This window comes from Rhodovulum strictum, from assembly GCF_009649175.1.
GTDB classification, from domain to species: Bacteria; Pseudomonadota; Alphaproteobacteria; order Rhodobacterales; family Rhodobacteraceae; genus Rhodovulum; species Rhodovulum strictum.
Map to the genome: position 1 here is coordinate 45,437 of NZ_WJPO01000010.1, position 18,224 is coordinate 63,660.

17 protein-coding genes are annotated in these 18,224 nt (G+C 66.5%); 6 read left to right on the plus strand and 11 right to left on the minus strand.

All coding sequences use genetic code 11. From position 1 onward, the window contains the following. The first annotated feature begins 218 nt into the window (after nucleotides 1–218). Genes GH815_RS08370 through idi form a run of 6 tightly spaced genes read left to right on the plus strand, consistent with a single transcriptional unit; the run spans nucleotide 219 to nucleotide 6,445 of the window. On the plus strand, nucleotides 219–1,019 hold the full coding sequence (locus tag GH815_RS08370; RefSeq protein WP_153748312.1) for a cobalamin B12-binding domain-containing protein: 801 nt from the start codon (nucleotides 219–221) through the stop codon (nucleotides 1,017–1,019). A 37-nt stretch (nucleotides 1,020–1,056) separates the two neighbouring features. After that, nucleotides 1,057–2,481: a transcriptional regulator PpsR gene (gene ppsR, locus GH815_RS08375; RefSeq protein WP_153748313.1), complete on the plus strand. Its 1,425-nt coding sequence runs from the start codon at nucleotides 1,057–1,059 to the stop codon at nucleotides 2,479–2,481. 55 nt (nucleotides 2,482–2,536) lie between these two features. Next, on the plus strand, nucleotides 2,537–3,445 hold the full coding sequence (gene chlG, locus GH815_RS08380; protein WP_153748314.1) for a chlorophyll synthase ChlG: 909 nt from the start codon (nucleotides 2,537–2,539) through the stop codon (nucleotides 3,443–3,445). Continuing rightward, nucleotides 3,442–4,731, plus strand: coding sequence for a BCD family MFS transporter (locus tag GH815_RS08385; protein ID WP_153748315.1), 1,290 nt, complete (start codon nucleotides 3,442–3,444; stop codon nucleotides 4,729–4,731). The genes chlG and GH815_RS08385 overlap by 4 nt, the downstream gene beginning before the upstream one ends. Nucleotides 4,732–4,736: 5 nt before the next feature. Further along, nucleotides 4,737–5,918 (plus strand): geranylgeranyl diphosphate reductase, encoded by a 1,182-nt coding sequence (locus GH815_RS08390; RefSeq protein ID WP_153748316.1) that lies wholly within the window; start codon nucleotides 4,737–4,739, stop codon nucleotides 5,916–5,918. After that, the gene (idi, locus tag GH815_RS08395; protein WP_153748317.1) at nucleotides 5,915–6,445 is read left to right on the plus strand and encodes an isopentenyl-diphosphate Delta-isomerase; all 531 of its coding nucleotides are present in this window, start codon (nucleotides 5,915–5,917) and stop codon (nucleotides 6,443–6,445) included. Before GH815_RS08390 ends, idi begins: the two co-directional genes overlap by 4 nt. Before the next feature lie 51 nt (nucleotides 6,446–6,496). On the opposite strand, the gene GH815_RS08400 is transcribed toward idi, so the two are convergent. The 11 genes from GH815_RS08400 to mutM form a co-directional block, all read right to left on the minus strand. Further along, the gene (locus GH815_RS08400) at nucleotides 6,497–6,976 is read right to left on the minus strand and encodes an NUDIX hydrolase (RefSeq protein WP_246176365.1); all 480 of its coding nucleotides are present in this window, start codon (nucleotides 6,974–6,976) and stop codon (nucleotides 6,497–6,499) included. Between the two features lie 130 nt (nucleotides 6,977–7,106). Continuing rightward, nucleotides 7,107–8,069 (minus strand): DUF808 domain-containing protein, encoded by a 963-nt coding sequence (locus GH815_RS08405; RefSeq protein ID WP_153748318.1) that lies wholly within the window; start codon nucleotides 8,067–8,069, stop codon nucleotides 7,107–7,109. A gap of 64 nt (nucleotides 8,070–8,133) precedes the next feature. Then, complete coding sequence (locus tag GH815_RS08410; RefSeq protein ID WP_211365058.1) at nucleotides 8,134–8,412, minus strand: hypothetical protein; 279 nt, start codon at nucleotides 8,410–8,412, stop codon at nucleotides 8,134–8,136. A 148-nt stretch (nucleotides 8,413–8,560) separates the two neighbouring features. Continuing rightward, nucleotides 8,561–10,978 (minus strand): DNA topoisomerase (ATP-hydrolyzing) subunit B, encoded by a 2,418-nt coding sequence (gene gyrB, locus GH815_RS08415; protein WP_153748319.1) that lies wholly within the window; start codon nucleotides 10,976–10,978, stop codon nucleotides 8,561–8,563. Between the two features lie 78 nt (nucleotides 10,979–11,056). Next, on the minus strand, nucleotides 11,057–11,677 hold the full coding sequence (locus tag GH815_RS08420) for a LysE family translocator (protein WP_343030736.1): 621 nt from the start codon (nucleotides 11,675–11,677) through the stop codon (nucleotides 11,057–11,059). Further along, nucleotides 11,674–12,786, minus strand: coding sequence for a DNA replication/repair protein RecF (recF, locus tag GH815_RS08425; protein ID WP_343030737.1), 1,113 nt, complete (start codon nucleotides 12,784–12,786; stop codon nucleotides 11,674–11,676). Before recF ends, GH815_RS08420 begins: the two co-directional genes overlap by 4 nt. Nucleotides 12,787–12,844: 58 nt before the next feature. Further along, a complete protein-coding gene (dnaN, locus tag GH815_RS08430; RefSeq protein WP_153748320.1) occupies nucleotides 12,845–13,963 on the minus strand; it encodes a DNA polymerase III subunit beta in 1,119 nt (372 codons plus the stop codon). A 116-nt stretch (nucleotides 13,964–14,079) separates the two neighbouring features. After that, nucleotides 14,080–15,447: a chromosomal replication initiator protein DnaA gene (dnaA, locus tag GH815_RS08435; protein ID WP_153748321.1), complete on the minus strand. Its 1,368-nt coding sequence runs from the start codon at nucleotides 15,445–15,447 to the stop codon at nucleotides 14,080–14,082. A gap of 583 nt (nucleotides 15,448–16,030) precedes the next feature. Further along, nucleotides 16,031–16,297: a 30S ribosomal protein S20 gene (gene rpsT / locus GH815_RS08440; protein ID WP_153748322.1), complete on the minus strand. Its 267-nt coding sequence runs from the start codon at nucleotides 16,295–16,297 to the stop codon at nucleotides 16,031–16,033. 200 nt (nucleotides 16,298–16,497) lie between these two features. Beyond that, entirely contained in the window at nucleotides 16,498–17,274 is a 777-nt protein-coding gene (locus tag GH815_RS08445; protein WP_153748323.1) for an enoyl-CoA hydratase, read from the minus strand. A gap of 62 nt (nucleotides 17,275–17,336) precedes the next feature. Beyond that, complete coding sequence (gene mutM, locus GH815_RS08450; RefSeq protein ID WP_153748324.1) at nucleotides 17,337–18,188, minus strand: bifunctional DNA-formamidopyrimidine glycosylase/DNA-(apurinic or apyrimidinic site) lyase; 852 nt, start codon at nucleotides 18,186–18,188, stop codon at nucleotides 17,337–17,339. Nucleotides 18,189–18,224: the final 36 nt, after the last annotated feature.

Here is an 18,224-nt window from a genome sequence, read left to right on the forward strand (position 1 = left end):
TCCGTCTACACTCCCCCTTCAAGGAGAGGTGTCCCCGGTCCAGGGGCAGCTGTTAAAGCCAATAAAAATCATAAGGCTAAGCTGCTTTTGCTTGATTCCTCTCCACAGGGCGGCGAGGAAGTGTCAATTGGCTTTGACAACACTGGACAGTGGCAGGACGGGGCCCGCGGCCGGGCCGTCACGAATCCGTTCCGCGGACCTTCGGGAGGGTGCGCAGGATGCATGACACGCGCAAGACACCGGCGCCCGAGCCGGGTCAGGGGCGGCATGGCGAGGTGGAATCGCTTGCAGCCCAGGTGCTGTCGGCACTGGCCCAGCGGTCGGGACAATCCGGGCATGCGCTGGACGAGGTCATGCTGGCGCGGTTTTGCAGCGATGTCCTGAAGGGCGGCAAGTCGATCCAGACGGATTCGATTGCCGATCTGCTGCGCCAGGGCGTCGGCGTGGCCGCGATCCTGGACGGTTATATCCCCGCAGCGGCGCGCGAACTCGGCGAGCGCTGGTGCCGCGACGAGTTGAGCTTTGCCGATGTCACCATCGGCGCGGCGCGGTTGCAGGCGATCCTGCGCGAACTCAGCGCGCCCTGGGTGACCGACGCGGTCACCCCGACCGACGCGCCGAACGTGATGCTGATCGTGCCGCTCGAGGAATTTCACACGCTGGGCGGCATGACCGCGACCAGCCAGTTGCGCCGCATGGGCATTTCGGTCTGCCTCTGCCTGGGTCAGACCGAGGACGAGATCCTTCAGAAGGTGGCCTCGCGGCGGTTCGACATGATCGCGATCTCGGTCTCCTGCCGCCAGAAGCTGGACGCGGCACGGCGGCTGGTCGGCGAGATACGCAATGCGGCGGGCGACGGGGTGCCGGTCGTGATCGGTGGGCGGGTGGTCGAGGCGGCCGACGATGTCTGCGCGCTGACCGGGGCCGATCACGCGACGGTCGACCCGCGCGAGGCGCTCAAGCTGTGTGGGGTCCGCGCGCCGGTTCCGGCGCCGAATGACCGTTTGTCGAGGATCTGAGTATGTGGGGGCGGCCGTTCCGGCCGAATGAATCGGGTTGACGTCACGGGGCACGAAATACTGGAACAGCGGCGCCGTGCCGTTGATCGCCCCCGAGATGCTGGGCGAAATCATCGCCACGGCCTCTGACCTTGCGATCGTCATCTCGCTTGAGGGACGTATCCTGTCGGTGCTGGTCAATGCCGGGCACCGCGCCCATGGCCAGCTTGACCACTGGGAAGGCTGCGACATCCGCGACGTGCTGACCGAGGACAGCCAGCCCAAGCTGGAAGCCAAGCTGCGCCTGTTCGCCGAAGGCGGCGACAGCGCCCGGCCGGTCGAACTGAACCACACCGATGGCAAGAGCTGGGATTTCCCGGTGCGCTACTCGTTCCACCGCATCGGCCCGAATGGCGGCGTGCTGCTGATGATGGGCCGCGACCTGCGCCCCATCGCCGAGATGCAGATGCAACTGATCGAGGCGCAGATGGCGCTGGAGCGGGACTACGAAACCCAGCGCGAATACGACACCCGCTATCGCGTGCTCAGCGAGGCGACGCGCGATGCATTTGTCTTCGTGGGCACGCGCTCGGGCCGGGTGATCGACGCCAATCCGGCCGCCTGCACGCTGCTGGGCGTGGCGCGCGCCGATCTGATCGGCAGCGCCTTTTCTCAGGAATTCGACGGCCGGCGGCGGGCCGAGTTCGTCGAGACGCTGAACCTGCGCGCGATGGACAACGCCGCCGAGCCGATCGAGGCCGAGGCGCGGCGCAGCCGGACGCCGGTGCGGATCGTCGCCACGGCCTTTCGTGCGGCGGGCGAGCCGCTGATCCTGTGCAGGTTGGACGCGGCCGAGACCCAGGGCGCGGGCACCGGCGAGATGGCCGAGACCCTGCGCGCCTTTTTCGAGGAAGGCGTGGATGCCATCGTCTTCACCGAGCCCGATGGCACGATCCTGACCGCGAACGAAAGCTTTCTGGGCCTTGCCGACGCGCCGCAGGTCGCCTCGGTCAAGGGCCGTTCGCTGGGCGATTATCTGGTGCGCGGCAGCGTCGATCTGCGCGTGCTGGTCGAGAACGCGACGCGGTCCGGCCAGATGCGGATGTTCGCGACCAAGCTGGCGGGGGAATATGGCGCGCAGATCTCGGTCGAGATCTCGGCCACCTACCTGTCGGACCGGGTCCATCCCTGTATCGTCTTCGTGATCCGCGACGCGAGCCGGCTGGAAGGCGTGCGCAAGCCCGGCGTCGCCGTGTCGGACGACGCGATGCGCAGCGTGATGGAACTGGTCGGCTCGGCCACGCTGAAGGATATCGTCGCCGAGACGACCGATGTGGTCGAGAAGATGTGCATCGAGACCGCGGTGGAACTGACCCGCAACAACCGGGTGGCCGCCGCCGAAATGCTGGGTCTGTCGCGACAGAGCCTTTATGTGAAGCTCCGCAAATACGGGCTTCTCAGCCGAGACGGGGGCCACGACTGAGCCCCGCCATGAGGATTGTCAGCCCCGTGCGGGTTAAGGAGAGCATGCGCAAGACATGACCGATATTTCCAACGCCCAGCCCCGGCGCCTGCCGGAGCCCGCCGCCATGGTGACGCTGATCAAGCCGATCACATGGTTCCCGCCGATGTGGGCCTATCTCTGCGGCACCGTCTCGTCCGGCGTGTCGCCGTTCTCCAGCATCGGACTGGTGCTTCTGGGCATGTTCCTTGCCGGCCCCGTGGTCTGCGGCATGAGCCAGGCGGCGAATGACTGGTGCGACCGGCATGTGGACGCAATCAACGAACCCTATCGCCCGATCCCCTCGGGCCGCATCCCGGGCCGCTGGGGGCTTTACATCGCGCTGGCGATGTCGGCGCTGTCCCTGCTGATCGGCTGGCAGCTTGGCCCCTGGGGCTTTGGCGCCACCGTGCTGGGCGTGGCCGCAGCCTGGGCCTATTCGGCCGAGCCGGTGCGGCTGAAGAAATCGGGCTGGTGGGGGCCGGGGCTGGTGGGCCTTTCATACGAGACGCTGCCCTGGTTCACCGGGGCCGCGGTGCTCGCGGCGGGGGCGCCGTCGATCTATGTCGTCGTGATCGCGTTGCTTTACGGGATCGGCGCGCATGGCATCATGACACTGAACGATTTCAAGGCGCTGGAAGGCGACCGCAAGATGGGCGTCAATTCGCTGCCCGTCACGCTGGGCCCCGAAAAGGCGGCCTGGGTCGCCAGCATCGTGATGGCGGTGCCGCAGGTCGTGGTGATCGCGCTGCTCTGGCTCTGGGACCGGCCGTTCCATGCCGCGGGCGTGGCCGCCGTTCTGCTGGCGCAGTTCTGGGCCATGTCGGTGATGATGAAGGACCCCAAGGGCAAGGCACCCTGGTATAACGGCGTCGGCGTCGTGCTTTATGTCTCGGGCATGATGATCTCGGCCTTCGCGATCCGCACGCTTGGGGCCGGTGCATGACGCTTTCCTGGCTCCAGATCGTCCGGCTGGGCCTGGTGCAGATGTGCATCGGGGCGGTCGTGGTGCTGACCACCACGACCTTCAACCGGCTGATGGTGGTCGAGCTGGCGCTGCCGGCGATGCTGCCGGGCTTTCTGGTGGGCCTGCATTACGCGATCCAGATCACGCGACCGAACTGGGGCTTCCTGTCCGACACCAAGGGCCAGCGCACCCGGTTCATCATCGGCGGCATGGCGGTTCTGGCGCTGGGCGGGTTCGGGGCGGCGGCGGGCGTCGTCGTTCTGGAACAGGACCATTTCTGGGGCCTTGTGGTGTCGCTCCTGGCCTATGTGCTGATCGGCATTGGCGTCGCGGCATCGGGCACCTGCCTGCTGGCGCTTCTGGCCACCGCCACCGCGCCAGAGCGTCGGGCGGCGGCGGCGACGATCACCTGGCTGATGATGATCGGCGGCATCGCGATGACGGCGGGCGTTGTCGGCCAGTTCCTCGACCCCTACAGCCCCGAGCGGCTGCTGCGCGTGGTCGGCACCGTGGTCATTGCCGCGATGGTGGTGACCACGCTGGCGATCTGGGGCATCGAACGGGGCGTCATCACCCGGCGCGAGCCCGAATCCACCCCCTTCCTGCAAGGCTTCCGCGAGATCTGGGCGGAGCGGCGCGCGCGCATCTTCACCTTCTTCGTGTTCCTGTCGATGACCGCCTTCTTCATGCAGGAACTCATCATCGAGCCCTATGCCGGTCTGGTCTTCGGCTATACGCCGGGGCAATCCACCTCGCTTTCGGGGCTGCAACATGCGGGTGCCTTTGTCGGCATGGTGGTCGTGGGCATCGCCTGTTCGGCGCTTCGGATCGGTCCGCTGCGCAACTGGGTGGTGCTGGGCTGCATCGGCTCGGCGCTGGGGCTGTCCTCGGTCGCGGCGCTGGGCAATTACGCGCCGCATCTGCCGCTGGCGCCTGCGGTGATCGCCACGGGCTTTTTCAACGGCGTCTTCACCGTGGCCGCGATCAGCGCGATGATGGCCATGGCAGGCGAGGGCCGCAATGCGCGCGAGGGCACCCGCATGGGCATGTGGGGCGCAGCGCAGGCGATCGCCGCCGGTTTCGGCGGCTTTCTGGGCACCGCCGCGGCGGACCTGATGCGGACCTTCATGGATGACGCACCGGCCTTCGGCACGGTGTTCATGGCCCAGGCGGTGCTGTTCCTGCTCGCCGCCTGGATGGCAGCGAGAATCATCGAATCCAACCGACCCACAACTGAAAACGCGGGCCTTGTCCCGGGGGAGTGATGCACATGATCTTTGACGTCGTCGTTGTCGGAGGCGGCCCCGCCGGGGCCACGGCCGCCGAGGATCTTGCCCGGTCGGGCAAGAAGGTCGCGCTGATCGACCGCGAGGGGCGGATCAAGCCCTGCGGCGGCGCGATCCCGCCCCGCCTGATGAAGGATTTCGACATCCGTGACGAGCAGCTCGTGGCCAAGATCGACACCGCGCGAATGGTCTCGCCCTCGGGCCGCTTTGTCGACATCCCGATCGAGAACGGTTTCGTCGGCATGGTCGACCGCAAGGATTTCGACCCCTTCCTGCGCGCCCGCGCCGAACGCGCCGGGGCCACGCGGTTCACGGGCACCTTCCTGCGCATCGAGCGCGAGGAGGAAAAGACCTTCCTCGTCTTCCGCGACAAGGAAAGCCGCGAGGAAATGCGGCTTCAGACGAAATACGTCATCGGCGCCGACGGGGCGCGGTCGGACGTGGCCCGCGCCGAGGTGCCGGGCGGCGACAAGATCCCCTATGTCATCGCCTATCACGAGATCATCGACGCGCCGATGGCGGTGGGCAACTACCAGCCCAATCGCTGCGATGTGATCTATGACGGCCGGATCAGCCCCGATTTCTACGGCTGGGTCTTCCCGCACGGGCATACCTGCTCGGTCGGGATGGGCACCGGCGTCGACGGGTTCGACCTCAAGCAGGCAACGGCCGATCTGCGCAAGATGGCGGGGCTCGATCAGTGCGAGACGCTGCGCAAGGAGGGCGCACCGATCCCGCTGCGCCCGATGGATCGCTGGGACAATGGCCGCGACGTGGTCGTGGTAGGCGATGCCGCGGGCACCGTGGCGCCCAGCTCGGGCGAGGGCATCTATTACGCGATGTATGGCGGACGGATCGGCGCGATGGCGGTCTCGGCCGCGCTGGCCTCGGGCCGGGCATCGGACCTGAAACTGGCACGCCAGATGTTCATGAAGGACCACAAGAACACCTTCCGCGCGTTGCAGGCGATGCAGGATGCCTACTACCACACCGACGAGCGGCGCGAGCGGTTCGTCTCGCTCTGCCATGACGTGGACGTGCAGACGCTGACCTTCGAAAGCTACATGAACAAGAAGCTGACGAAGAAGCGCCCGCTGGCCCATATCAAGATCGGCATCAAGAATGTCGCCCACCTGACCGGCCTCGTCTCGCCGCAATTCACATGAGCGAGATGATCCCGGCCTGGGTGAATGGCGAACTGACCCCCGTCGAGAAGCTGGAGGCCCACAGACAGGGCCTCCGCCACAAGGCGATCTCGGTCTTCGTGATGGATGGCGAAAAGGTGCTGTTGCAGCGCCGGGCGCTGGGCAAGTACCACACGCCCGGCTTCTGGACGAATACCTGCTGCACCCATCCCCGCTGGGACGAAAGCGCCGAGGATTGCGCCCGGCGGCGGCTGAAGGAAGAGCTGGGGATCACCGGCCTGCCGCTGGATTTCCGCCAGCAGGTCGAATACCGCGCCGATGTCGGCAATGGCCTGATTGAGCACGAACTGGTCGATATCTTCGTCGCGCCGGCGGGGCCGGATCTGCTGATCGAGATGAACCCCGACGAGGTCATGGACGTGAAGTGGATCGACCTGCACGACCTCGACCGCGCGGTGAAGGCCGAGCCCGATGCCTATACGCCCTGGCTGCGCATCTATCTCGACCAGCACCGCGAACGCATCTTCGGCACGCTGTCGCCTGCATAGGGCGGCCTAGCCCGCCGGTCTGCCGGGTTCGCCCGGCGGCTGGCGGGGCTTTCAGTCGAACCAGGACAGAAACCAGGCCCGTGCGGTGCGCTTCGGCGGCTTCACGGACAATGTGCGCAGCAGCGCGGCCAGTTCAGGCTCATTGACCTGACTGGCCGCCGCCGAAACCTCGAACCAGCGGCGTTTGCGCGTGCGGCGGTTCTTCCAGTCGCTGCGCAGCCGTTCGACCACCATCGGGAACACCTCGACATCGCAGGTCATCACCGCGCCATCGGGCATGATCCGGTCATAGCTGTAGCGGCCGATCGGGTTGATGCCGACATGGCCGACAACGCCGGCGCGGTCCAACGCCTGGGTTTCGGCGGTCTTCCAGGGGGTGCCGCCATCGAAGCGCCAACCCTTGGGCATCACCCAGCGCCCCGACCCGCGCGCAGTGACCATCAGCACATGAAGCGTGCCGTTCGAACTCCAGCGCATCGGCAGGGCAGCGATCTCGTTTCCGGTTCTTGATCTGTCGCGATGGGCCATCATGTCCTGAAGCACCTTTCGCCGGGTTCGACACTCACACCTGCTGCGCAAGGACCGAGGAGCGCGCAACAAAGCGACTCGCGGAAACTAGCGGGCAAAGGCGAACGCGGTGTTGCCGGGGCGTGCGCTGGGTTCAGGCCTTGCGCCGGAACAGCCCCGCAACGGGCAGGATCGCGAACCTGACGAGCGGGATCATCAGCGCCCCCAGCGCAAGCCCGACCATCCCGTCCAGCCCCGCGGTCACGACCCATTCGGCGGCGGCCCGGGCCGCTTCCGGCACGGCTTGGGCGGCGGTGGCCGCAATATGATGGATTGCGAGATAGGGCGCCTTGGCCCCCAGTTCGTAAAGCCCGTGCAGGATGATCGAGCCGCCGACCCAGATCATCGCCGCTGTCCCGACCACGACGAGAACACGCATGAAATGCGGCATCCCGCGCACGATCCCCAGCCCCAGCGCCCGGGTCGCCACCAGCCGCCCTTTCGCGGCCATGGCCAGCCCGGCATCATCGGCCTTCACGATCAGCCCGACCACCCCATAGACCGCCACCGTGATGATCAGCCCCGCAACCGCCAGCGCGCCGGCCACCTGCCACAGGGGCATCCATTCGGGCAACGCGGCCAGCGTGATCGTCATGATCTCGGCCGACAGGATGAAATCGGTCTTGATCGCGCCCTTGACCTTGTTCGCCTCCAGATGGGGATCGGCCAGCCTCTGGTGAACCAGGTCCTGCCCGTCATGGCCGGGATGCAGCGCATGCCAGATCTTCTCGGCGCCCTCGAAGCACAGATAGGCGCCCCCCAGCATCAGAAGCGGCGCGATTGCCCCGGGCGCAAAGGCCGACAGGACCAGCGCCAGCGGCAGCAGGATCACCAGCTTGTTGAAGGCCGAGCCTTTGGCGATGCCCCAGACGATGGGAAGTTCGCGGTCGGGGGAAAAGCCGTGCACATATTTCGGCGTCACGGCGGCATCGTCGATCACCGCACCCGCAGCCTGGGATGACGCCTTGACCGCCTGCCCCATGACATCGTCCACCGAGGCAGCGGCCACCTTGGCGATGGCCGCCACATCGTCGAGAAGCGCCAGAAGCCCGCTCATCCGCCCTGCCCCGCAGACCTGTCACGCGGGAGCATAAACGCCGCCGGTTCGCTGGCAAGCCGGTTCAGACGGGTTGCAATCCAGCGCGCGACGCGTTGCGCATCGCCGCAAGCACCGCCCAGACCACACATATCGGCAGGGTCAGCAGCACCCCGAAGCCCAGCGTCGGCAGCGCGACCAGAACGGTCAGCACGATCATCACGATGGCGCCGATCCTGGTGGAATAGAACATCCCGAAGGGGCCGAGCAGCAGCGCCGCAATGGCCGCGACCGCAACATTGTCGCCGTAACGGGAAAGGCTGTCACCATCCATGGAACTGGGGTCGCAATAGGTCCGGGCCATGTCATGTCCTCGCATGTTGGATCGAGGCCCGGCGCCGTGCTGCTCCGGGCGTCCATGCGCCGGTTCTACGTGCGGAATGGGGCCGAAATGGCGCGACCGCAGGGGAATTGCGTGACGCCTCCCCTCAATTCGAACGGCCCGGACCGGATCAGAAATCCAGGTTCGCCACGCTCAGCGCGTTCTGCTGGATGAACTCGCGCCTTGGTTCCACGACATCGCCCATCAGCTTGGTAAAGATGTCGTCCGCCTCGGCCAGATCCTCGATCCGCACCTGCAACAGCGTCCGCGCCTCGGGATCCAGCGTGGTTTCCCAAAGCTGGTCTGGGTTCATCTCGCCAAGCCCCTTGTAGCGCTGAAGCGTCAGCCCCTTTTCGCCCTCGGCCAGGATCGCGTTCAGAAGGTCGGAGGGCGCGTTGATCGGCTGGTCCCGGTCCTTGCGCCCCAGGGCGGCGGGCGCGCCATAGATCTCCTGCAACTTTTCGGTGAAGCCGCCCAGCCGACGCGCCTCGGCCGAGCGCAGAACCTGACCGTCCAGCACGCGCGTTTCCTCGACCCCGCGGACCATCCGACTGAAGCGCAACCCGTGATCCTGCGTCGGCCGCCCCTGCCAGCCGCGTTCGTATTCGACCGCGATCAGGTCCAGCCGCCGAGCCACCCGGTCGGCCACGCCTTGCAGGTCGCTTTCGATCTGCCCGCCCAGAAAGGCCCCCGCAATCGCCGCCTGTTCCAGGATATGCGCGGGGTAATGGGTCGGAAATGCCTGAAGGATGCGCCGCACCTGCCGCGCTTCCTCGACCACGCGGGCAAGATCGGCGCCCACGATCTCCTCGCCCGTGCCCAGCCGCAGAACCGCCCCCTCGATGCCCATCGCGATCAGATAATCCTCAAGCGCAGCCTGATCCTTCAGATAGACCTCGGACTTGCCGCGGCTGACCTTGAACAGCGGCGGCTGCGCGATGTAGAGGAACCCGCCCTCGATGACCTTGGGCATCTGCCGAAAGAAGAAGGTCAGCAAGAGCGTGCGGATATGCGCGCCATCCACATCGGCGTCGGTCATGATGACGATCTTGTGGTAGCGCAGCTTGGAAATGTCGAACTCGTCGCGCCCGATGCCGGTGCCCAGCGCGGTGATCAGCGTGCCGATCTCCTGGCTCGATAGCATCCTGTCGAAGCGCGCGCGTTCCACGTTCAGGATCTTGCCCCGCAGCGGCAGCACCGCCTGATTGGCCCGCGAGCGCCCCTGTTTCGCCGACCCGCCCGCGCTGTCGCCCTCGACCAGAAAGATCTCGGACTTGGCCGGATCGCGTTCCTGGCAATCGGCCAGCTTGCCGGGCAGGCTGGCCACATCCATCGCCGTCTTGCGCCGGGTCAGTTCGCGGGCCTTGCGCGCCGCCTCGCGCGCCAGCGCCGCCTCGATGATCTTGCCGACGATCTGGCGGGCCTGCTGCGGGTTCTCCTCGAACCATTCGGCCAGCTTTTCGTTCACAAGGCTCTCGACCGCGGGCCGCACCTCGGAGGATACCAGCTTGTCCTTGGTCTGGCTGGAAAATTTCGGATCGGGCACCTTGACCGACAGCACGCAGGTCAGCCCCTCGCGGGCATCGTCGCCGGTGAAATTCACCTTCTCGCGCTTGGCGATCCCGCTCGACATCGCGTAATTGTTGATGGTCCGGGTCAGCGCCCCGCGAAAGCCTGCCAGATGGGTGCCGCCATCGCGCTGGGGGATGTTGTTGGTAAAGGGCAGCACCGTCTCGTGGTAGCTGTCATTCCACCACATCGCGATTTCCACGCCGATCCCGTCACGCTCGCCGGTCATGAAGATCGGCTCGGCCATTACCGGCGTCTTGTGGCGGTCAAGGTAGCGCACGAATTCGCGCACGCCGCCCTCGTAGAACAACTCGGTGCGCAGCGGCTCGGCCGGGCGTTCATCCTCCAGAACGATGCGCACACCCGAGTTCAGGAAGGCCAGTTCCCGCAGCCGGTTTTCCAGCGTCTTGAAGACATAGTCGAGGTTCGAGAACGTATCGAGCGAGGCGAGGAACCGCACCTCGGTCCCCTTTCGTCCGCCAGCCTCGCCCACCACGCGCAGATGCTCGACCGTATCGCCCCGCTCGAACCGGGCGAAATGCTCCTTGCCGTCACGCCAGATCCGCAGTTCCAGCCAGTCCGACAGCGCGTTCACGACCGACACGCCCACCCCGTGCAACCCGCCCGAGACCTTGTAGGAATTCTGGTCGAACTTTCCGCCCGCATGCAGTTGGGTCATGATGACCTCGGCCGCCGAGACGCCCTCTTCCTCGTGGATGCCCACCGGGATGCCGCGGCCGTTATCGCTGACCGAGACGCTGGAATCGGCGTGGATCCTGACGCTGACATGATCGGCATGGCCTGCCAACGCCTCGTCGATGCCGTTATCCACCACCTCATAGACCATGTGGTGCAGGCCCGACCCGTCATCGGTATCGCCGATATACATGCCGGGGCGCTTGCGCACCGCCTCCAGGCCCTTGAGAACCTTGATGGAATCGGCGCCGTATTCCTCGGCCTGCCGCGCGTTTTCCGCCATGTCAGCGTTCCTTTTTCTTCTGCGCGATTTATACGGTCTTGTGGTGGGAATGTCACGCGCCGCCCACAAGATTTGGTGTTACGTGAACGGGATAACCAGCCCCACCAGGATCAGCAGCCCGCCCGCGATCCGGTTCGTCCGCTTCAGCGCCGTGGGTGAGGTCAGCGTGCGCCGCGCCCGGTCGACGAACAGCGCAAAGACCAGGTTCCCGGCGAACGGCACCGCCATCGAGATCGCCACGATCGCCGCGATATCCGGCGCGCCCACCCGGCTGAGATCGAAGAAACCCGGCAGAACGCCCATGTAGAACAGGATCGCCTTGGGATTACCGATGATCGCCAGAAGCCCGGCCAGAAATCCCGGCCACACCCCCGGGCGCGTCAGGCGGCTGTCGGTCGAGATCGCGGCCCCCGCATGGCGGATCAGCAGGACGCCCATCGCCAGGAACACCAGGCTCGCCACATAGCGCAGAACCACAAGGATCTCGCCATAGGCCGAAACCACCCAGCTGACCCCCAGGATCGCCAGAAGCGGCCAGAGCGCGTCGCCGATCACCACGCCCAGCGCCAGCGGCCAGGCCGCCCGGAACCCGCCCGACAGCGCCCGCGCGGCCAGCGCCACCCAGACCGGGCCGGGCGTCAGGAACAGCACGAACATCGTTCCCGCATAAAGCAACAGTTCAGAACCGGTCACGTTCACCGCATTTCCCTTTCCGTCACATGGCTTGTGCCATCGGTCTCGATCACTTCCATATATTGTGCCCGTGCGCCCAGCGTCTCGAACAGCTCCGCCCCGGTGCCCGTCATCCAGGCCTGCGCCCCCAGCGCACAGATCTCGTCGTAAAGCGCCGCCCGCCGCCCCGCATCCAGATGCGCCGCCACCTCGTCCAGCAACAGCAGCGGCGGCGCCCCGAAATCCGCCGCCAGCGCACGCGCATTGGCCAGAATCAGCGCGATCAACAGCGCCTTCTGCTCGCCGGTCGAACAATGCCGCGCGGGAACGCCCTTGGCCGCGAACACGGCCTCGAGATCGGCGCGGTGCGGCCCGGTCAGCGTGCGCCCCGCCGCCATGTCGCGCCCCCGCCCCGCCGCCAGTGCCTCCGCCATCGCCTCGGCCGTTGCGGGATCGGCCCCCTCCGGCCCCGACAGCGCCAGTTCTGCCGCCGGAAAGGCCGTCTCGGCCCCGGCCTGCGCCGCGGCCAGCCGTTCAAGCGCGGCCCGCCGGTTCGCCCCGATCGCCGCCCCCGCCTCGGCCATCTGCCCTTCGAGCGCGGCATACCAGTGCATGTCCCGCACCTCGTCGCGCAGCAACCGGTTGCGCTCGCGCATGGCCTTGTCATAGGCCAGAACCGCCTCGGCATGTCCGGGCTCGAAACTCAGCGCGATCCGGTCCAGAAACCGCCGCCGCCCCTCGCCCCCCTCGATCCACAGCCGGTCCATCGCGGGCACCAGCCACAACACCCGCGCGATCCGCGCCAACGCCACCTGCGCCGCCGCCTTGCCGTCGATCCGCACCTGACGGGTGCCGCCGGGCTCGGCCCAGGTCTCGACCTCATGCACCTGCCAGGGCACGCGCAATTCCGCGCCGACCTTCCAGCCCTGCCCGCCGGGCGCCCGCGCCATATCCTCGGCCGTCGCCCGGCGCAGGCCCCGCCCCGGCGACAACAGCGACACCGCTTCCAGAAGGTTGGTCTTGCCCGCCCCGTTCGGCCCGAAAATCGCGACCGGCCGTCCATCCAGCACCAGCCGCGCCCGCGCATGCGAGCGGAACTGGGCCAGCGTCAACCCTGTCACCGCGAGCCCCGGCACGCCCTGTCCTTCTTCTGGCCAGAAATATCCCCGCCGGAGGCAATCCGGCGAAGCCGGGCTAGACCCGCATCGGCATCACGACATAGACGGCCGAGCTGTCATTGCCCTCGCGCATCAGCGTCGGATCGCCCGCCGAGTTGAACAGGAACACCGCATTCTCGCGATCCACCTGGCTGGCAATCTCCAGCAGATACTTGGCGTTGAACCCGATCTCGAGCCGTTCGTCGCCATAGGCCACGGCCAGTTCCTCTTCGGCAGCGCCGCTGTCGGGGGCATTGACCGACAGCGTCAGCCGGTCCTCCTCCAGCGCCAGCTTGACCGCGCGCGAGCGTTCGGAACTGACCGTCGCAACGCGGTCGACCGCCTGGGCGAATTCGGCGGCATCAACCTCAAGACGGCGAGTGTTCCCGGTCGGGATCACCCGGCTGTAATCGGGGAAGGTGCCGTCGATCACCTTGGAAGTCAGCGTGATCTCGGGCGTGGCAAAGCGTACCTTGGTCTCGCTGACCGACACCGCGATCTGCGCCTCGTCATCGTCCAGCAGCTTGCGCAGCTCGCCCACGGTCTTGCGCGGGACGATCACGCCCGGCATCGTCTCGGCGCCTTCGGGAAGGGCCGCGTCGATCCGCGCCAGCCGGTGCCCGTCGGTCGCCACGCAGCGCAGCACCCGGCCGCCCTCGCCATCGGCGACATGCATGAAGACGCCGTTCAGGTAATAGCGCGTCTCCTCGGTCGAGATCGCGAATTTCGACTTGTCGAACAGCCGCCGCAGGACCGGCGCGGGGGCCGCGAAATTCGACGAATACTCGGCCGAGGCCATGACCGGGAAATCCTCGCGCGGCAGCGTGGCCAGCGTGAAATGCGACCGCCCCGCCCGCACCGTCATCCGCCCCGAGGCGCCGTCATCGGCGATCTCGACCAGCGCGCCATCGGGCAGCTTGCGCACGATCTCGTGCAGCGTGACGGCGGGCACCGTGGTCGCACCAGCCTTGTCGACCTGCGCGCTGACCCGGTCGACCACCTCGATATCCAGGTCGGTGGCGCGAAAGCTGACCTTGTCCCCCTCGGCCTCGATCAGCACATTGGCCAGGATCGGGATGGTGTTGCGCCGTTCGACAACCGATTGCGCCTGACCGACCGCCCGAAGAAGCGTGCCGCGTTCGATGCTGAATTTCATGCCCTCGCTCCTCGTGCCGACGGGAGGCGAACCGTAACGGTTCCGCCTCCCGGCTCAAGCGTTTTCTGGACTGTCCGAGACTTTCGCAACAGCGTCAAGGTCATCGCCGCCGACACTCAGCCTTCGAGCATGCGGCGCAACATCTCCAGATCCTCGGCGATCTGCGAGTCGGAGGCGCGCAATTCCTCGATGCGCTTGACCGCATGCATGACCGTGGTGTGGTCGCGCCCGCCGAACCGGCGCCCGATCTCTGGCAGGCTGCGCTGGGTCAGCTGCTTGGCCAGCCACATCGCGATCTGGCGCGGCCGCGCGATGGTGCGGTGCCGCTTCGGCCCGACCATGTCGGCAAGCCGCATGTTGAAATGCTCGCTGACCTTGCGCTGGATCTCCTCGACCGTGACCTTGCGCTCGGACGCCCGCAGGATATCAGCCAGACAATCCTGCGCCAGATCCAGCGTGATTTCCTTGCCCACCAGCGAGGCAAAGGCAAAGAGCCGGGTCAGAGCGCCCTCCAGCACGCGGACATTGGTCGTGATCCGGTGCGCCAGGAATTCCAGCACCCCGTCGGATATCACCAGACCGGGATATTGCTGGCGATACATCTCGACCTTCTGTTGCAGGATACCCAGCCGCAATTCGTAGTCCGTGGGGTGCAGATCGACCACCAGCCCGCATTGCAGGCGGCTCTTGATCCGGTCCTCAAGATCCTTGATCTCGCCCGGCGCGCGGTCGGCCGAGATGACGATCTGCTTGCCCTGATCGACCAGCGCATTGAACGTGTGAAAGAATTCCTCCTGCGTGGAATCCTTGCCCGCGATGAACTGCACATCGTCCACCATCAGCACATCGACCGAGCGGAACAGCGACTTGAAGCCCATCATGTCGCGCTCGCGCAGCGCCTGCACGAAGCGGTACATGAACTGCTCGGCCGACAGGTAGACCACCTTGGCCTCGGGCACGCGTTCGCGCAATTCCCAGGCGATGGCATGCATCAGGTGGGTCTTGCCGAGCCCGACGCCGCCATACAGGAACAGCGGATTGAAGGTCACCGCCCCGCCCTCGGCCACGCGGCGCGCAGCGGCATGGGCCAGCTCGTTCGGCTTGCCGGTCACGAAGGTCTCGAAGGTGAAGCGCGCATCCAGCGGCGCGCCGGGCAGGTCGCCCTCGCCACGCGCGTCGGATTGGGACACCGATGCCGGCCGCTTCGGGGCAGCGGCAGACGCAGTCGTTCCCGCAGGCTTCGAGGCCGCCACGGCGAATTCCAGCCGGTCCACGGCCATGCCGTTCCGGGCCAGTTGCTCGACGATCCGGTCGCCGAAATTACGCTTGACCCACTCGCCCACGAAATTCGTCGGCACAGCGAACCGCGCGACCCCATCTTCGAGCGCGCGGAACTCGAGCGGGGCGATCCAGGTCACATAGTTGTTCTTTCCGATCGTCTTCTCGAGGTCTTTGCAAACACGTCCCCAGGTGTCGTCAGTCATTTTCGCCCGCTTTCGCTCCGTCCCACATCATCTGGCGGCAAGTACCCCGCGCCGTTCCGGCCACGAGAAGCTGCCCCCCGCGCTCACACGACGAGAGTGGCCATTGACCCCACCCGCGGCAGCCGGAAAGCAGCGCGAACAACACACCACCCGGTCGGACCTGATCGACAGGCACCGGCAGTCGTTTCGTCCGCTCCGCTTCCGCGCGGGCAACTTTGGACATGCGGCACAGGCTGCCCCGGACTCTTGCGGCCGGTAAGCACCTTGATCGCGTCCGAACTCCGCGGATCCCCTTGTCGCGAATTCCGGAATGTACCCCGGGGACGCCCCGGCCATGCACCCTTGGCCTTTGGAACGTCCGCGGGGACCGCGTGCGCCATGTCCCCCCAAGTCGATATGAATCGCTTCAAGACGGTAGACCGCCCTCCGCGAGGGGTGCAACAGAACTTCGGCCTTGACTGTTCCTTTGCCGGAAACGAATCCGGGCCTCGTTGCCGCACCGCCACGCAACTGCAAGGCGCGTGCAAAATGCAAAAGGGCGCGGCCTGCGCCACGCCCTTGGGAAGCCTTGTTTTATTGAAGATCAGGCGCCGAGCGCCTTCACCCGGGCCGACAGACGCGACATCTTGCGGGCCGCGGTGTTCTTGTGCACGACGCCCTTGGTGACGCCACGCATCAGTTCGGGCTGGGCCAAGCGCAGGGCGGCGGTGGCGGCGGCCTGGTCGCCGGTGGCGATGGCCTCCTCGACCTTGCGAAGGAAGGTGCGGATGCGCGAGCGGCGCGCCTTGTTGACGGCATAGCGGCGCTCGTTCTGGCGAGCGCGTTTCTTGGCCTGGGGCGAATTTGCCATGGTTCTTCAGATACCTCTGTGTCCGGGTCGTCGTTCAAAATCCTCGCGCGACGAGTTCCCGGCCGGGTGTCCAGATCACCGACTGATTCCGGCCAGAGCGGGCCTCACGCGCATGTCAGGCGGGCCATATAGGCCAGAACGGGCCGAAAGGAAACCCAAAAAACAATCCGGGCCTCCCCCCTTGGCCCGACCCACCACGCCTACTTGTCGCGGAATTGCGGCTCGCGCTTCTCGACGAAGGCCTGCATGCCCTCGGACTGGTCCTCGGTGGCGAACATCATGTGGAACATCCGCCGCTCGAACAGAAGCCCCTCGCGCAGCGTCGTCTCGTAGCTGCGGTTGACGCATTCCTTGACCGCCATCACGGTCAGCGCCGATTTCTCGGCGATCTTCTGGGCGGCGGCCATCGCCTCTTCCATCAGCTTCTTGGCGGGCACCACGCGGGAGACGAGCCCCGAGCGTTCGGCTTCGTCGGCATCCATGAAGCGGCCCGTCAGGTGCATGTCCATCGCCTTGGACTTGCCGACGATGCGGGTCAGCCGCTGGGTGCCGCCGATGCCCGCGACCACGCCCAGATTGATCTCGGGCTGGCCGAATTTCGCGGTGTCGGCGGCGATGATGAAATCGCACATCATCGCCAGTTCGCACCCGCCGCCAAGGCAATAGCCCGACACGGCCGCGATAATCGGCTTGCGGCAGGCCAGGAAGCGTTCGGTCTCGGGGGTAAACAGATCGCCCGCGAAGACATCGACAAAGCTTTTCTGGCTCATCTCGCGAATGTCGGCCCCGGCCGCAAACGCCTTTTCCGAGCCCGTCAGCACGATGCAGCGCACCTTGTCATTGGCATTCGCCTGGGCCACCGCCTCGGCCAGTTCGGCCATCAACTCGGCATTCAGCGCGTTCAGCGCCTCGGGCCGGTTCAGCCGGATCAGCGCAACGTGGTCTTCGATCTCGACGATCAGCGTCTTGTAAGCCATCTGGGGCTCGCCTCCGTTCCGTTCGGAGCGGAACCCTTAACCTTCTGGCCCCGGCTTTCAAGCTATCTTTGGCATTGCGGACAGTAGAAGGTCGACCGCCCGGACTGGACGATTCGCCCGATGGTGCCGCAGCAGCCGGATGTCGGACAAGGCGCGCCCGCGCGGCCATAGGCGCGGAACGCATGCTGGAAATAGCCAAGTTCGCCGTCGGTCTGGCGGTAGTCGCGCAAGGACGATCCGCCCGCCTCGATCGCCTCGGCCAGAACGTCGCGGATCACGGGCACGAGGCTTGCCGCGCGGGGTGCGGCAATCCGGCCCGCCTGGCGTTTCGGCGAGATGCCCGCCCGGTGCAGCGCCTCGCAGACATAGATATTGCCCAGCCCCGCCACCACATGCTGGTCCAGCAGCGCGGCCTTGATCGGCGTCATCCGGCCGCGCAGGCGGGCGACCAGATAGGGTTCGTCGAAGGCATTGCCCAAGGGTTCCGGGCCAAGCCCCGCCAGCAGGCGGTGGGTTTCAAGGCGGTCGGTCGCGATCAGGTCCATCGCGCCGAAGCGGCGGGGATCGTTGAAGGTGATGCGCGCGCCGCCCTCGATATCCAGCACGACATGATCGTGTTTCTCGGGCGCGGGGTGGGCGTGGACATACTCGCCGAGGATCTGGCCCGAGATAAGAACGCGGCCCGACATGCCCAGATGCCAGATCAGCGTCTCGCCGGTGGACAGATCGGCCAGCAGGTATTTCGACCGCCGCCCCAGCCGGATCACCCGCGCCCCGGTCAGCCGGTCGGCCATGCCTTCGGGAAAGGGCCAGCGCAGGTCGGGGCGGTTGACCTGCGCGCGGGCGATCACCCGGCCGTCCAGCACCGGGGACAGGCCGCGACGCACTGTCTCTACCTCAGGCAATTCGGGCATCGGGGCCTTCCTTGTGGTCCGCTTCGCATTGTAGTC

Excerpts from the sequence above, each read along its gene's own strand:
- GH815_RS08370 (WP_153748312.1), top strand. The coding sequence starts at position 219 with ATGCATGACACGCGCAAGACACCGGCGCCCGAGCCGGGTCAGGGGCGG.
- chlG (WP_153748314.1), top strand. The coding sequence starts at position 2,537 with ATGACCGATATTTCCAACGCCCAGCCCCGGCGCCTGCCGGAGCCCGCC.
- GH815_RS08385 (WP_153748315.1), top strand. The coding sequence starts at position 3,442 with ATGACGCTTTCCTGGCTCCAGATCGTCCGGCTGGGCCTGGTGCAGATG.
- GH815_RS08390 (WP_153748316.1), top strand. The coding sequence starts at position 4,737 with ATGATCTTTGACGTCGTCGTTGTCGGAGGCGGCCCCGCCGGGGCCACG.
- idi (WP_153748317.1), top strand. The coding sequence starts at position 5,915 with ATGAGCGAGATGATCCCGGCCTGGGTGAATGGCGAACTGACCCCCGTC.
- GH815_RS08400 (WP_246176365.1), bottom strand. The coding sequence starts at position 6,976 with ATGATGGCCCATCGCGACAGATCAAGAACCGGAAACGAGATCGCTGCC.
- GH815_RS08405 (WP_153748318.1), bottom strand. The coding sequence starts at position 8,069 with ATGAGCGGGCTTCTGGCGCTTCTCGACGATGTGGCGGCCATCGCCAAG.
- GH815_RS08410 (WP_211365058.1), bottom strand. The coding sequence starts at position 8,412 with ATGGCCCGGACCTATTGCGACCCCAGTTCCATGGATGGTGACAGCCTT.
- gyrB (WP_153748319.1), bottom strand. The coding sequence starts at position 10,978 with ATGGCGGAAAACGCGCGGCAGGCCGAGGAATACGGCGCCGATTCCATC.
- dnaN (WP_153748320.1), bottom strand. The coding sequence starts at position 13,963 with ATGAAATTCAGCATCGAACGCGGCACGCTTCTTCGGGCGGTCGGTCAG.
- dnaA (WP_153748321.1), bottom strand. The coding sequence starts at position 15,447 with ATGACTGACGACACCTGGGGACGTGTTTGCAAAGACCTCGAGAAGACG.
- rpsT (WP_153748322.1), bottom strand. The coding sequence starts at position 16,297 with ATGGCAAATTCGCCCCAGGCCAAGAAACGCGCTCGCCAGAACGAGCGC.
- GH815_RS08445 (WP_153748323.1), bottom strand. The coding sequence starts at position 17,274 with ATGGCTTACAAGACGCTGATCGTCGAGATCGAAGACCACGTTGCGCTG.
- mutM (WP_153748324.1), bottom strand. The coding sequence starts at position 18,188 with ATGCCCGAATTGCCTGAGGTAGAGACAGTGCGTCGCGGCCTGTCCCCG.